The sequence below is a fragment of the Haloplanus rubicundus genome, assembly GCF_003342675.1.
GTDB lineage: Archaea > Halobacteriota > Halobacteria > Halobacteriales > Haloferacaceae > Haloplanus > Haloplanus rubicundus.
In genome coordinates, this window is the sequence record NZ_CP031148.1 from 1,310,139 (window position 1) to 1,322,222 (window position 12,084).

Genomic DNA, 12,084 nt, shown 5'->3' on the forward strand with positions numbered 1-12,084 from the left:
TTTTCTCGGCCGATCTGGCGCGTTACTGGACTAGTTCACCGAAAGACTGGCTTAGGTAGGGTATTGGGAACGCGCACAAATCTGCTCTCTCTCACCGCCGCCGCCCATTTTGGACTAGTCCACCCCGGGGAGCAACGCTCGAAGGAAAAGATACTGAAGAACCAGCCGCTTCGCGAACGGGTCAACCAGGCCGAGAAATGCTGGTGAGCACCCAATTACATCTATGTCGATGAACACTGTCACCGACAGTAAGATTCCTGATACAATCCGGTCGTTCGAGCAGTGGATTTGTTGGCGCGAGGACGAGCGCGACGGCAAGCCGACGAAGGTCCCGATCAAACCGTACCGGACTAGTGGCAACCCGCTCGCGAGCGTGACCGACTCTGGAACATGGCGGGATTTCGAGACCGCACTCACGTATCATCGCGAGAGCGCTTTCCGCACCGACGGGGTCGGATTCGTGTTCGACCCCGAGGCGGAGATCGTCGGCGTTGACCTGGACAACTGTCGCGACGCTGAGAGTGGAGACTTGGAGCCGTGGGCTGTCGACATTATCGACCGACTGGACTCTTACACGGAGGTCTCTCCCTCGGGAACGGGCATCCACGTCCTCGTCAAGGGTGAACTTCACCCGGGACGGAATCGCCGGGGTGATGTCGAGATGTATGATCGGGATCGGTTTTTCACCGTGACCGGTTCTCACGTGCCCGAGACGCGCGAAGATATCGCTCGTCGACAGGATGCTCTGCAAGCCGTGCATCATGACTACGTCCAAACCGCCGGCGACATGGACGAGGCCACGACGCTGCCGGAGATGGCAACAAATCGTCCGTCACAGACCGAGGTGGATGAAGCGGAGGTAACTAGAAGATCATCATCCACTCGTCTGAGTGGTCCAAACTCAGAGACTCACGGACCGTCCGCCCATGATTTTTCAGTAGTGGACGATCCAGCGCTTGAGGCAGCGCTGCACGGGCTGTCGCTGAACGACCTTCCTGAACCGATCCCCCGAACGATCGACGAGGCTGCCGGTCCTGGCGTGAATCTCTCCGATACGGAACTGCTCAGGCGGGCAACAGCCTCGAAAAGTGGCCGGACTATCCAGGCACTCTTGGACGGCGATAGCTCGCTGTGGTGCGGGCGGGACAGCCGGTATCCTTCGCAGTCTGAGGCCGATATGGGGCTGTGCTTTTATTTGGCCTTCTGGACGGGCGGCGATCCTGAGCGAATTGATCGACTGTTCCGTGAGTCCGGGTTGATGCGCGAGAAGTGGGACCGGCGTCACTACGCCAATGGGGCGACCTATGGAAATGTCTGTATTGCTCGGACGTTGCTGAAACTCAATGACTACTATACTCCTCCAGGCGGTGGCTCTGGAGCGGATACCAACGCGAGCCAGTGGCCGGCTCCGAAGGAACCGACTGGACGAACCGATATCTCCCAATCTCCTCTCGAACTACCCCGGAATCCTTCCACGGACGCGTCCGGGGACAGTGCAACGCGGCCGTCTGCCAATCGTGCAGCGCAGCCAATCGATATGACCGCGGTTGAGGATGCCCAGCGGCTGGCCACCACGGTGAAGCGCCAACAGGCGCAACTTGACGCCTACGAGGAGCGGATCGCGGACCTCGAAACACACCTTCGGTTGTACCGGATCGCGCTCAATCACCAGTCCAGCGACGCGTCTTTTTCCGACGACTCACCTGAGGTCGAGAGCGCTACGTACGATAGTCAACTACCCCACCCTACTTCGCTCACCCTGACGGGTTCGCTCGTTGAGGGTGGGGCTTGTCCGTGTCCTCGGCCTCGACCCCGTCAGGGTGGGCGATGAATCCGCCACTCGGCGTCACTGTTCCAGACTTTAGGGCAAGCTGACTGTTGCCCGTTCGTCGAGACGACTGTTGGCCCCGACGGACATACCGCAGTCCAATATTCTTCGCGGCGTTGTAATCCGCGTTCGCCTCCGACTCGCACTTCACGCATCTGAAGTCGTTGCGAGTCGGTCGATTCTCGTCAGCCGTGAATCCGCACTCGGCGCACCGCTTTGATGTGTACGCCGAACCAACTTGTTTCACCGAGATACCTTCGGCTTCAGCTTTGTACTCCACTTGCTCGTAGAGCGTTCGGAACGCCCACTTGTGGCCCCACGACGCTCCCGTACGGTCGCGGATATGGGTTAAGTCCTCGAACGCGATCACGTCGCACTCGTACCGGAGTGCTTCCGCAATAATGGCGTTCGACGCTCGGTGAAGCACGTCTCTGACGTAGCGAAGTTCCCGACCACTGGACTGGTCAAGCGTTCGGTGGGCGCTTCTCGTCCCGGTCTGTTGGAGTCCAGCGCGTACCTTCTCAAACTCGCGGAGGTCATGGGTTAGTTCTCGCCCGCTAAAGAAGTAGGCGGTACTCGTAACGGCGAGGTTTTCGATACCGAGGTCAACCCCGAGAACCGTTCCGTCCTTGGCGGTGTTCCGTTCGGTATCGTTCTTGTGTCGGCGGAAACCGATATGCAAAAAGTAGTCGCCGTCGCGGGCAGTGAGCGTACTTTCCGTGACGCTCCACTCCTCGGAGTCGAGGTACTGCCGTTGGTAGCCGTCGTCGGCGTCAGGGAGAGCAAGGTCACACCGGACGCGACTCTCCGTGGTGGAGAGGGACACCGTATCGTCGTCAAACAGTGTCATCGTTCGAGTGTCGTATTTCACGGTCGGTGCAGTGAAGGTGGGCTTGCTCACCTTCTTGCCTTTTGACCGGCGTTCGAGACAGCCGGTGATGGCTTGTGCGGCCTGGTGGGTGGCGAGAATCGCGTGCTGACTCCTGAGGTCGGTGTCTTCGCGGACGGTGTCGTAGGCGAGGGGCTGTACGTCGCTTTTGGCGTCGCATTTGCCCCACGCCATGTCCGTAGCGAGTTGGCACCCACGCTTCCACTCGGAGATGGTTTCCTCTAGCAACTCGCGTTGCTCACCATCCACTGAGAGGCGGGTGATTGCTGTCCGACGCACGTAGTCGTCTGCCACATATTCAATGTATGCAGGTGGCTGCTTAAAAAATAGTGTTCGTATCCTATACGAACGCGCTCCTCTCCTCCCTACTTGTTCCCTTCGGTCGCTCCTTGCGGAGGGGGACTCCGCGCTACCGTTTCAGTTGAAAGCGAGGGACGGATGAATGATCATTGATTCCTCGTATCTCTTCGACCTGATGGCGGAGGACCCGGATGCGTTCTCGAAGGGCACGGAACTCGCTGAGGACGGTGAGATGCAGTGGTTGCCAACTCCGGTAGTCGCTGAGATCTACTACGGCGTGTTTACGGCCCGCAGCAATACCTCCGAGAAGGCGGTGCGGAATCGCATCCTTGGGTACCCGCGCATCGACGTTGACGAAGAGATCGCGTGGAAAGCCGGAAAACTACTCGCGGCGGCAGACGACTGTGGAGGGAACGCTGGCGTCGGGGCGAACGGCGGGTACATCGCCGCGATGGCCGACGTCCTTGACGACGCGGTCCTGACAGACAACGTCGAAGATTTCGAAGTGTTGGGTGTGCCAGTCGAGACCTACTAGGTTGGCCTTGTTGAAACTCTCTTGCAGTCTTGCGATTTCGTATAGATACGGATTTCGACCGCTTTGCTCGTGAATGGTCAGAAGAACATCTCTCCCGAATGTCTGCGTAGAAGGGGTTCAAGATGACGGGCTCCGAGTGACGATCGACGATGAAGAACTGCTCGGAGGACTGTCTGAAGAGCAACTGCGGGAACGCCCCGAAGATGACGTGTGACGACTGTGAGGATGACGGCGAAAACGAAGAGCGGCCCGAGGTACCTGAGGGTGTCCTTCGCGGGATTGAGGACATCGCCGAGGGAAACACAGCAAGCAAAGAGAACCTGTGCGACATTGATGAGTCCGATCATCCAGATCCAGAACTCGTAGCACAGGCTGAAAGGGTACTCAGTCTGGTTCGGGCCACGATGTACCCTGTCGCCCATGGTGAGGCATACCGCCTTCAGGAGATGCTTGAGGAACGGCCGAGTGAGGACTCGAAAAATGAGTGATGGGGACGGAGAGAAACGCACAATCGAACGAGACTGCATAGAGTGTGGCAAGACAATCGAAATCACGGTCTACGAGGACAACACATACCAGGGAGGCCACTACTTCGGCGAATTTACTGTCCCTGATGAAGACAGCGACGGAGAATACAAGCAGACAGGCGAACGGGTGGGACACAACGTGGTGAAATGGACTGGTGACGAGGACTCGTATGAGTATTGGGAGTGCGACGACTGCTATTGTTCCCCAGACCAATAGACCTATCGTATTGGCCCGTGTACCAATAGGTGAGGATGGCCTCACTGACCGACGACGACCTCAATGGCGTGAACGAGGGGCGAAAGTACCCCGACGGGACTGTCGTCCGCGTGTTCTGCATGCGGACAGACCGTGACGCGTACCCGTCTGGGTGGGCCTACAAGCTCCACTACGGTGCGACGGAGCCGGACCCGCCCCGCACGCTTGACGATGGGACGATCCGTCGGTACGACAACTCGCACGAGGACACCAAAGGGCACGAACTGCACGTTGCACCGGCCCCCAACCCAGACATCATCACGTTCCCCGGGATGGTCGAACTCTGGGACCGGTTCTGGAGCGAAATCCCGAAATCCGAGTTCGAGGTCAAGTGAGCCCATCACACCACGGTGATACCCATGAACGATACCACGCCGCCGCTGCACCCGATGGAGCGCGAACAGCTTCGGGCCGAATCAACCCTCGTCGTGACTGTAAAGTCGTCCAGTGAGTTCCACGACGACGTCACCGACGGGATCGAGACGCTCGAACGGGGCGACGTGGTGGATTCCACGCCGACGCTCTCGTTCACCAGCTACGACGATCTGATGGAGACGCTGACGCCGCGCGTCCTCGATCTCATCGAAGCCATCCGCCGGGAAGAGCCAGCCAGCATCAACGAGACTGCACGGGTCGTTGACCGGGACGTGAAGAACGTCCACGAGGAACTCAGCTGGCTCGCCCAGCTGGGCATCATCTTCTTCGAGGAAGACGGCCAGAGTAAGCGCCCGGTCGTCTGGTTCGACGAACTCGTCATCAACCTCCCGTTCGATCCAGAGGCTGGCGACACGGCCACTGCCGCGCCGTAAACCCGGCGCTTTGACAAGCTTCACGATGCCGAAACCGGCACAATCGACGACTGGAAGGCCCATGACGTAGAGAACTCGCCTGTCGCGTGGATGAACCAGTTTGTGAACTACCCTACCCTACTCGCTCACGGCTGACGCCGTTCGCTCCTTGAGGGTAGGGCTTCCTGCTTCCACAACGCGCTTTGCAGATACCGAGATATCCACAGGGAGCGCAGTCTCCACAGGCGTTAACGAATCGCAAAGCGATTCGTTCGCACACCAGAAATCTTCGATTTCTGGGGACGTTGATTCGGAGTATCCCCCTCCTACGTCTTTGAGGCCGCGAGAAAGAATGTTCCACGCCGCGTTCGCGTCCCTGTCCGCCTCAAACCCGCAGGCGGGACAGGAGTGTTCACAGATCGGCAAGGCGGATGCCCCGACCCTTGAGGTCGGGGAGGAAGCCAGCCACTGATGACACAAATCACGTCACGATGGCAGGCCGACTGGTAAATGTATAAGTAACACCAGCCATATATGTGAATATATAGTGGAATACCGTCGCACCGCCGTCATCAAACTCGACACTCCCGAAGGGGCCGACTCGCTCCTCGAAGAGACTGTCGAGCAATTCAAATACTGCGCCAACACCGCGAGCGACTGGTGCTGGCACGGCGACGACGGATACCACGTCACCTCGAAAGCCAAAGCGGAACGTGCCCTCTACGACCAACTCCGCGACGAAACCGACCTCACCGCAAATCTCGTCCAGAAAGGGATTCGCAGAGCTGTCGAAGCCGTCAAAAGCGGAGTCGAACGGCTCAAACGTGGAGAAAACACGTCGCAACCGTATTTTTCGGCAGACAGCGCGGTGTACGACAAACGAAGTGCAACGTTCCACCGCGACCACGTATCCCTCCACCGTTGACGGGCGCGTTGCGTGCGACTACATCCTTCCCGACGGCTCGGAGACGCCGCCAACGAAGTACGTCTCCGACGGGGACTTCGAGTTTCGGATGGCGCACTTACAGTACCGCGACGGTGACTGGTATCTCCACGCCTCGATGCGAAAGGTCGAAGCAGGCGAGGAATCGTCCGAATCCGAGTCCGAGCACAGAACAGTCCTCGGTGTGGATTTGGGTGTGAATAGCTTCGCCGTTGCTTCAACGGGGCGATTCTGGTCGGCAGACGAGTTCAACCACTGGCGTCGAGAATACGAAAAACGCCGTGGATCACTCCAACAATGTGGTTCTCGTTATGCCCACGAGAACATTGAGAACGTCGGGCAGAAAGAGTACGGACGTTTCGAGATACACCTACACACTGTGGCGAACGAGATCATTGAGGAGGCCGTCGAGAGCGACTGTTCGCATATCGTGTTCGAGGATTTGACCCACATTCGGAAGAACATCCCCGAGGCGATGTGGCAACACGTCTGGGCGTTCCGACGCCTCTACGAGTACGTCGAATACAAGGCCGAAGAACACCGCATCGAAGCTGTGCAGGTTGACCCGCGTAACACGTCGAAGCGTTGCTCGACGTGTGGGTTTACCCACGACGACAACCGCCACCAAGAGTCGTTCGAGTGTCAGAAGTGTGGGTACGAGAATCACGCGGATTACAACGCTGCGAAGAACATCGGTTTGCAGTATCTCCGTCGTCGGCAAAATGCAAACGATGGAGGCGCACCCGTAGATGTGCGCTTGAATCGCGGGACGCTGAACGTGAGCGGGGAGTACGTCCCCCCTGCCTCTACTGGGGCATAGAACGGGAGTCCACGCGAAAGCCTCGGGGCTTGACCCCGAGGCGATTTACGAATCAAATCGGAATCATTCCACCGAAGCGTCTAGTGACAGTACAACGCGGCCGTCTGGGGACAGTGCAGCACAGCCAATCGAGATGGATGCGGTTGAGGATGTCCAGCGGCTGGCAATCAAGCTGAAGCGCCAACAGGCGCAACTCGACGCCTACGAACAGCGGATCGTGGCTCTTGAAACACGGCTTCGATGGTACCGCATCGCGCTTGATATCCACTCCCGTGAGTTGTCAGGCCATAGTAGCGTCCCGCTTGAGAACGCACTCGCAACGCACGATATCGATCCTCCAGGCGAACCTGCTGCCCCGCCTGAGGGACCTCTCGATAGCGAGGAGCTCCGTCTCAGTACCCGGGATGCTGGCGAGTCCACGAAGCACACGCTTAGGCCATCCGAGTTGGACCGCGAGACAGCGGACGTACCATCCGACGACGACGGACCGTCACGGCTGAAGCGGTGGCTCTGGCGCCGATGGTCGTGAAGCGGTACTCGGCGTCGACACGTGACCGGCCCATCGGAGCAATCTCATGTCTCCCAGAAAGCCTCTATCCGATTGTCGAGACGAGTGAGTACGGTTGCGAGCACCTTCCGCCACTCCACTGGATAGTCACTGTCTTCGCCTAGGGTTGGTGTATCTGGAGGTGGGTGGAAGTGTTCGCGGGTATTGTGATCGTTTGGGTGACGATCCCAGCGGCACTCCCACGAGTCCCTCGTCCGATATTGCTCGGAGTAATGGATACTGAAGTCGTCGGTTTCGAACCACCGGATTCGAAGGTACGCACGCGTGATCCCACCTGGGAAGTAGCCGAGATCGTAATCCGCGACGACAGCGTTCGGCGCATACGATGGGCGTACTCGGACGTCGTCGAATCGAGCACTCCGGGCGAGGTGAGTGGCAATCCGATCGAGAATCTCGGCATCGATGGGGCCAGTACTGGGCGGTTCGGCCGGGGAGTCAGGCATCGATATGATCTGGGCCTTTCCTGAGGGCCGGGTAGCCACGTCGCGCCGCGTCAAGCAGGGCCGCTCTGCGTTCGAGCGTCTTCCACTCAGAAAGTGCCTCCCACGCGTCCTCGGTTGCCATATTCCGACTCGCTTCGACGAGGGAGACATCGTCGGGATCGTCTGCGTCGAACTGGGATCTGTATTCTTCGATCTGTTCGATGGCGTCTGAGAGCGCCCCGACGATCTCCTGATCGCTGTATCCTTCGCGGATCTGGTCGATGCGTCGCCACTGGAAGTACGCATCGTTCCGTTCGTACCGGACAGGGCGGCCGCCGTAGCGGTGGACCATTCCCATCTCGTCAAACCACGCTAGATAGTCTCGGGCAGTCTCGGTATCGCAGCCAGCGAGGTCAGCGATCTCGGAGACCTTCGCGGGGGTTCGAAGCCCAGTGACGACATCAAGAAGCCGCTCGCGGATCGGTCCGCCCGTGAGGAGCGATTCCAGTGACTCTAGTTCGCCGGAATCGGGCGGTGATTCGTCGCCAGCGTACGCCTCATCGGGAATGTTGGTGATATCCATTTGTGAAGTCCGTACTTGGAGCTACCGCCTAAAGCGATTTATATTTAACGAGCACTGGATTATTTCTGTTTCGAGTGGCTGTAGCCATCGACGTTGTGGTTTCCACCGAGAACCACTCCGTTCTCGGATTCGTCGTCGCTAGAATCTGGTTCGATTCCTTTCTTCACGGCGACGTGAAGTGAATACGTGCCATCTCGCTTGTGGAGCGTTGCTTCGCGTTTCTCCAATTCATCAGTCCAGTAATCCTCGAACGGCGTCCCTTCCTACTGAAATCCAAATAGGGCTCGCTGCGAGCTATTTTAGCATTCACAATGGGATGCGAGGACCCGACCGAGAGCGTTGAGCCCTCGTGTGAACCATGCCACTGAAAGATGTCTATGAGCGGAACTTCGACGAGGACGTTCCCGCTGCCGGCCAGTCCAGTAGAGGCTGTCCCGAGTGCGGCGGCCTTGTCCACACGAACAGCATTGAGACGACCTGTGAAGACTGTGGGTTGGTCCTTGAGGATCGTCCGATTGACCACGGCTCGGAGTGGCGAGCACTCGACGGGGGCGAGCGCACCGAACGAAAGCGAACTGGGCCACCGCTGACGCCTGCCCGTCACGATCGCGGGCTATCGAGTGAGATCGGCTTCGACCGGACTGACGCGAACGGGATTGCGCTGTCGGGTCGGAAGACCGGGCAGCTTGCCCGCCTCCGGCGAGAAAATCGTCGAGGGCGGTGGGCCAGCAAGGCAGAGAAGAACCTTGCTCACGGGCTCTCTGATGTGCGACGAATGAGTGGCGCACTCAACTTGGCACGAAGCCTTCGCGATCAGGCCTGCCAGATCTTCCGGATCGCCGCCGAACAAGGTCTCATGCGCGGCCGCTCGATCGAGGCGATGACCGCTGCAAGTGTCTATGCCGCCTGCCGGTGTGCTGGGCTTCCTCGGCCGCTTGAGGAAATCACGGCTGTGGCCGCCGTCCCGCATGACCGCGTGCAAAATGCCTACACCGTTCTCAACCGAGAACTCCGGCTTCCGGCGATGACGGTTGGTCCTGCTGGATACATCCCTCGTCTCGCCTCAGAGCTCGATATCTCGCCAGCGACTCGTCGACGGGCTGCGGACCTCGCCCGCGTGATGATCGCTGCCGGCGCCATCAGTGGCTGTAAGCCAGCCGGTATCGCAGCGGCGTGTCTCTACCAGGCTGGGCTAGAGCAAGGCGAACGAGTGACACAGCGTGTGCTAGCTGATGCAGCGGGCATTACGCCGGTGACGCTACGTACTCGCTGGAAACACCTCCAGGCCCTCCTCATCGACTGAGAGGAGAACGCCGAGACCGAGACTGTCTGTATTGCAGATGTCGCCATCGCCGACTTGCATTAGGAACTACTGCTACGAATCTGTTTGTTGGGGTTCGTTCCCAACGGTAAGATTTAACTCTGTTGGGGTTGTAGCACAACATAGGAGAACGATGCCAGCGACGGTCGTGTACCGGGAAAAAGACGAAAAACCGGACGGAAGTCAGTACGAGATGGTCGCGTGGCAGGTCCCGGTGAGCGAGGACTTCCCGCAGGGACTGAAGTACAGCTTCCAGTACATCGACGCTGACGGCGACACACTCCTGCGGTACGACAACGCGCCCTACCACCTGGATGTCGGACGGCATCATCGGCACCCACCTGAGGGCGACATCACGAAACTGGAGTTTACAGACCTCTCCGACCTGATCGAGGACTTCCAGAACGAGGTGACCGAAATCTATGAGCAACGAACCAACTGACACCGAACCCACACACGACGAATTTACGCCCGACCCGGACGAGGTCGAGTACCCTTCGACCCTCCGCATCACGTCGCTCCCCGCGAAGCAGGCGCAGGCGGCAGCCATCGAGCGCGCCGAACAGTGGGAGGACGGCGAGGAGGTTCCGCACGTCGTCAACTTCGAAGACCGTTCGCGGCTCCGCCAGTTGCTGACCGACCGGCGGATGGAGTTGCTCGAAGCGGTGATGGAGCGCCCGCCCGAGAGTATCCGCGCGCTGGCTAACCGCCTTGACCGTGACGTGCACGACGTCCACGACGATCTGCACCTGCTGGCCGAGTACGACATCATCCACTTCGAGGAGGACGGCCGCGCGAAGAGGCCGTACGTTCCCTACGACACGGTCCGAATCGAGGTTGAGTTCGGCCTCCCCCGCGGTGAAGGGTCAGAATCGGCCGCATCGGCGTAAACTACCCCACCCTACTCCCTCGGCGCTCCGCGCCTCGGTCTTCGAGGGTGGTGCTTTGATGTGGATTCCCGGCAATCAGTCGCCAGCAATACGCTGGTAACTCTTGCCGTTCAACATCCCACCATTCAAACGCACGTTTACTGGTACGTCTCCGCTCCCCGACTTGGGCGAGGAACGGAGTCTGTGTGTCCGCTTACGAGCGTACCGCGTCCCGATGTTCTTCGCAGCGTTGTAGTCCGCGTTCACTTCGTACCCGCACTTCTGGCAACAGAAGTGTTCTCCGTGGCGGTTATCCTCGTGCGTGAACCCACAGTCAATTCGAGAACAGCGTTGAGACGTGTGGTTCGGTTCGACTTGCTCCACGGAGACACCCTGTTCGGGGGCCTTGTAGGAAACGTACTCGTACAGGCGTCGGAACGCCCACACGTGGTGCCACTTCGCCTGCGGGAGACGCTCTCGAATGTTGGTTAGGTCTTCGAACACGATTACGTTACAGTCGTGTTCAACGGCTTCGGTGACGAGCTCGTTGGCGACCGTGTGGATGTACTGTTTCCGCCACGCGTCTTCGCGCTTGCCGAGTCGAAGAAGGGCGTTGTGCGCGGCTTGGGTGCCGCACTGTTGCAGTTCTCCACGTCGCTTCTCGAACTCCCGACACCAGTGATCGTAGTCGTCTCCCTGCCAGAATCTCCCCGTGGAGGAGACGGCGAGTGAATTGACGCCGAGGTCGATACCAAGGACTGTTTGGTGCTCGGTATCTTCCGAAATCTCGGACGACTCGCCGTCTCCTACAGAGTCGTACTTTCGAGTGGGGATGTGGAAGTAGAACTCGTCGTCCACTGCGTCGTACTGGAGTGTACTCGCTCGGAACTCAAACTCCTCGGACAACACGTATCGCTCATACGGCGTAGGGCTGTCCGAAGGAAGTTCAAAGCTGCACTCGACACGCCCGTTGACGGTGGAGAGCGAGACTTTGTTCCGGTAGAATGTGGCACTCCGTTTGTCGTAGAGCATACTCCACGAGGTGAACTCCGGTTGACTCACTCGTTTCGCTTGTTTCCACCGTTCGACGCATCCTTTGACGGCCTGGACGGCGCGTCGGATGGCTTCTTGGACGAGATTCGCGGTGAGATCGGTTTCGTCGCGGAGCTCGTCGTAGAGCGCGTCTCGTGCGGTCGTGTTGGCCGTGACGCACTCGGTGTAGGAGCTGTTAGACCAACAGAACTCAACGGCACGGTTAGCGCAGTGAAGGAACTGCCGGGCGGATTCGTGGAGGTCGTCGCGTCGCTCATCGGGAACGACGAGTTTGACGAGCGCGGTACGCCGGACCTCCATATTTCAGATGTAGTGCTAATGATTCTTAAATATCTGGGAGTCGGGTGGTCGCAGTATGCCGATTGTGTCGTACCATGTCGGT

General features: G+C 58.9%; 16 protein-coding genes and 1 pseudogene. 12 read left to right on the forward strand and 5 right to left on the reverse strand.

Translation table 11 applies throughout. The annotated features are described in order from the left end of the window. Window positions 1-229: 229 nt before the first annotated feature. The gene (locus DU484_RS20610; RefSeq protein ID WP_157969538.1) at window positions 230-1,831 is read left to right on the forward strand and encodes a phage NrS-1 polymerase family protein; all 1,602 of its coding nucleotides are present in this window, start codon (window positions 230-232) and stop codon (window positions 1,829-1,831) included. On the opposite strand, the gene DU484_RS07610 is transcribed toward DU484_RS20610, so the two are convergent. After that, window positions 1,755-3,011, reverse strand: coding sequence for an RNA-guided endonuclease InsQ/TnpB family protein (locus tag DU484_RS07610; protein WP_114605583.1), 1,257 nt, complete (start codon window positions 3,009-3,011; stop codon window positions 1,755-1,757). The genes DU484_RS20610 and DU484_RS07610 overlap by 77 nt on opposite strands. Window positions 3,012-3,159: 148 nt before the next feature. On the opposite strand from DU484_RS07610, the gene DU484_RS07615 reads away from it, so the two are divergent. The 5 genes from DU484_RS07615 to DU484_RS07635 all read left to right on the forward strand — a co-directional run bounded on the left by DU484_RS07615 (window position 3,160) and on the right by DU484_RS07635 (window position 5,144). Then, window positions 3,160-3,552, forward strand: coding sequence for a PIN domain-containing protein (locus DU484_RS07615; protein WP_114605584.1), 393 nt, complete (start codon window positions 3,160-3,162; stop codon window positions 3,550-3,552). Window positions 3,553-3,701: 149 nt separating this feature from the next. Next, the gene (locus tag DU484_RS07620; RefSeq protein ID WP_114605585.1) at window positions 3,702-4,040 is read left to right on the forward strand and encodes a hypothetical protein; all 339 of its coding nucleotides are present in this window, start codon (window positions 3,702-3,704) and stop codon (window positions 4,038-4,040) included. After that, complete coding sequence (locus DU484_RS07625) at window positions 4,033-4,296, forward strand: hypothetical protein (RefSeq protein ID WP_114605586.1); 264 nt, start codon at window positions 4,033-4,035, stop codon at window positions 4,294-4,296. Before DU484_RS07620 ends, DU484_RS07625 begins: the two co-directional genes overlap by 8 nt. Window positions 4,297-4,331: 35 nt before the next feature. Beyond that, entirely contained in the window at window positions 4,332-4,670 is a 339-nt protein-coding gene (locus DU484_RS07630) for a toxin-antitoxin system TumE family protein (protein ID WP_114605587.1), read from the forward strand. A gap of 24 nt (window positions 4,671-4,694) precedes the next feature. Then, a complete protein-coding gene (locus DU484_RS07635; RefSeq protein ID WP_187347783.1) occupies window positions 4,695-5,144 on the forward strand; it encodes an HVO_A0114 family putative DNA-binding protein in 450 nt (149 codons plus the stop codon). Between the two features lie 117 nt (window positions 5,145-5,261). On the opposite strand, the pseudogene DU484_RS07640 reads toward DU484_RS07635, so the two are convergent. After that, window positions 5,262-5,537, reverse strand: a pseudogene (locus DU484_RS07640) (zinc ribbon domain-containing protein); the annotation flags it as partial. Window positions 5,538-5,670: 133 nt separating this feature from the next. Between DU484_RS07640 and DU484_RS20370 the strand changes: the two are divergent. From DU484_RS20370 to DU484_RS07650, 3 genes are all read left to right on the forward strand, one after another. Next, window positions 5,671-6,048 (forward strand): hypothetical protein, encoded by a 378-nt coding sequence (locus DU484_RS20370; RefSeq protein WP_262342896.1) that lies wholly within the window; start codon window positions 5,671-5,673, stop codon window positions 6,046-6,048. After that, the gene (locus DU484_RS07645) at window positions 6,008-6,886 is read left to right on the forward strand and encodes an RNA-guided endonuclease InsQ/TnpB family protein (RefSeq protein ID WP_262342897.1); all 879 of its coding nucleotides are present in this window, start codon (window positions 6,008-6,010) and stop codon (window positions 6,884-6,886) included. The genes DU484_RS20370 and DU484_RS07645 overlap by 41 nt, the downstream gene beginning before the upstream one ends. A 133-nt stretch (window positions 6,887-7,019) precedes the next feature. Further along, the gene (locus DU484_RS07650) at window positions 7,020-7,415 is read left to right on the forward strand and encodes a hypothetical protein (protein WP_114605588.1); all 396 of its coding nucleotides are present in this window, start codon (window positions 7,020-7,022) and stop codon (window positions 7,413-7,415) included. Window positions 7,416-7,459: 44 nt separating this feature from the next. Here the strand turns inward: DU484_RS07650 and DU484_RS20740 are convergent, their stop codons facing one another. Beyond that, a complete protein-coding gene (locus DU484_RS20740) occupies window positions 7,460-7,897 on the reverse strand; it encodes a hypothetical protein (RefSeq protein WP_114605589.1) in 438 nt (145 codons plus the stop codon). After that, a complete protein-coding gene (locus DU484_RS07660; RefSeq protein WP_114605590.1) occupies window positions 7,890-8,459 on the reverse strand; it encodes a DUF7342 family protein in 570 nt (189 codons plus the stop codon). Before DU484_RS07660 ends, DU484_RS20740 begins: the two co-directional genes overlap by 8 nt. Window positions 8,460-8,817: 358 nt before the next feature. Here DU484_RS07660 and DU484_RS07670 point away from each other — a divergent pair, with 358 nt between their 5' ends. The 3 genes from DU484_RS07670 to DU484_RS07680 all read left to right on the forward strand — a co-directional run bounded on the left by DU484_RS07670 (window position 8,818) and on the right by DU484_RS07680 (window position 10,670). Then, entirely contained in the window at window positions 8,818-9,762 is a 945-nt protein-coding gene (locus DU484_RS07670; RefSeq protein ID WP_114605591.1) for a transcription initiation factor IIB, read from the forward strand. 151 nt (window positions 9,763-9,913) lie between these two features. Continuing rightward, a complete protein-coding gene (locus tag DU484_RS07675; protein ID WP_114605592.1) occupies window positions 9,914-10,222 on the forward strand; it encodes a toxin-antitoxin system TumE family protein in 309 nt (102 codons plus the stop codon). Beyond that, on the forward strand, window positions 10,203-10,670 hold the full coding sequence (locus DU484_RS07680) for an HVO_A0114 family putative DNA-binding protein (protein ID WP_114605593.1): 468 nt from the start codon (window positions 10,203-10,205) through the stop codon (window positions 10,668-10,670). Before DU484_RS07675 ends, DU484_RS07680 begins: the two co-directional genes overlap by 20 nt. A 75-nt stretch (window positions 10,671-10,745) precedes the next feature. On the opposite strand, the gene DU484_RS07685 is transcribed toward DU484_RS07680, so the two are convergent. After that, window positions 10,746-12,002 (reverse strand): RNA-guided endonuclease InsQ/TnpB family protein, encoded by a 1,257-nt coding sequence (locus DU484_RS07685; RefSeq protein WP_114605594.1) that lies wholly within the window; start codon window positions 12,000-12,002, stop codon window positions 10,746-10,748. Window positions 12,003-12,084 lie beyond the last annotated feature (82 nt).

What these genes read in the sequence shown, in the direction of transcription:
- DU484_RS20610 (WP_157969538.1), top strand. Translation starts at nt 230, where the DNA reads ATGAACACTGTCACCGACAGTAAGATTCCTGATACAATCCGGTCGTTC.
- DU484_RS07615 (WP_114605584.1), top strand. Translation starts at nt 3,160, where the DNA reads ATGATCATTGATTCCTCGTATCTCTTCGACCTGATGGCGGAGGACCCG.
- DU484_RS07620 (WP_114605585.1), top strand. Translation starts at nt 3,702, where the DNA reads ATGAAGAACTGCTCGGAGGACTGTCTGAAGAGCAACTGCGGGAACGCC.
- DU484_RS07625 (WP_114605586.1), top strand. Translation starts at nt 4,033, where the DNA reads ATGAGTGATGGGGACGGAGAGAAACGCACAATCGAACGAGACTGCATA.
- DU484_RS07630 (WP_114605587.1), top strand. Translation starts at nt 4,332, where the DNA reads ATGGCCTCACTGACCGACGACGACCTCAATGGCGTGAACGAGGGGCGA.
- DU484_RS07635 (WP_187347783.1), top strand. Translation starts at nt 4,695, where the DNA reads ATGAACGATACCACGCCGCCGCTGCACCCGATGGAGCGCGAACAGCTT.
- DU484_RS07650 (WP_114605588.1), top strand. Translation starts at nt 7,020, where the DNA reads ATGGATGCGGTTGAGGATGTCCAGCGGCTGGCAATCAAGCTGAAGCGC.
- DU484_RS20740 (WP_114605589.1), bottom strand. Translation starts at nt 7,897, where the DNA reads ATGCCTGACTCCCCGGCCGAACCGCCCAGTACTGGCCCCATCGATGCC.
- DU484_RS07660 (WP_114605590.1), bottom strand. Translation starts at nt 8,459, where the DNA reads ATGGATATCACCAACATTCCCGATGAGGCGTACGCTGGCGACGAATCA.
- DU484_RS07670 (WP_114605591.1), top strand. Translation starts at nt 8,818, where the DNA reads ATGCCACTGAAAGATGTCTATGAGCGGAACTTCGACGAGGACGTTCCC.
- DU484_RS07675 (WP_114605592.1), top strand. Translation starts at nt 9,914, where the DNA reads ATGCCAGCGACGGTCGTGTACCGGGAAAAAGACGAAAAACCGGACGGA.
- DU484_RS07680 (WP_114605593.1), top strand. Translation starts at nt 10,203, where the DNA reads ATGAGCAACGAACCAACTGACACCGAACCCACACACGACGAATTTACG.
- DU484_RS07685 (WP_114605594.1), bottom strand. Translation starts at nt 12,002, where the DNA reads ATGGAGGTCCGGCGTACCGCGCTCGTCAAACTCGTCGTTCCCGATGAG.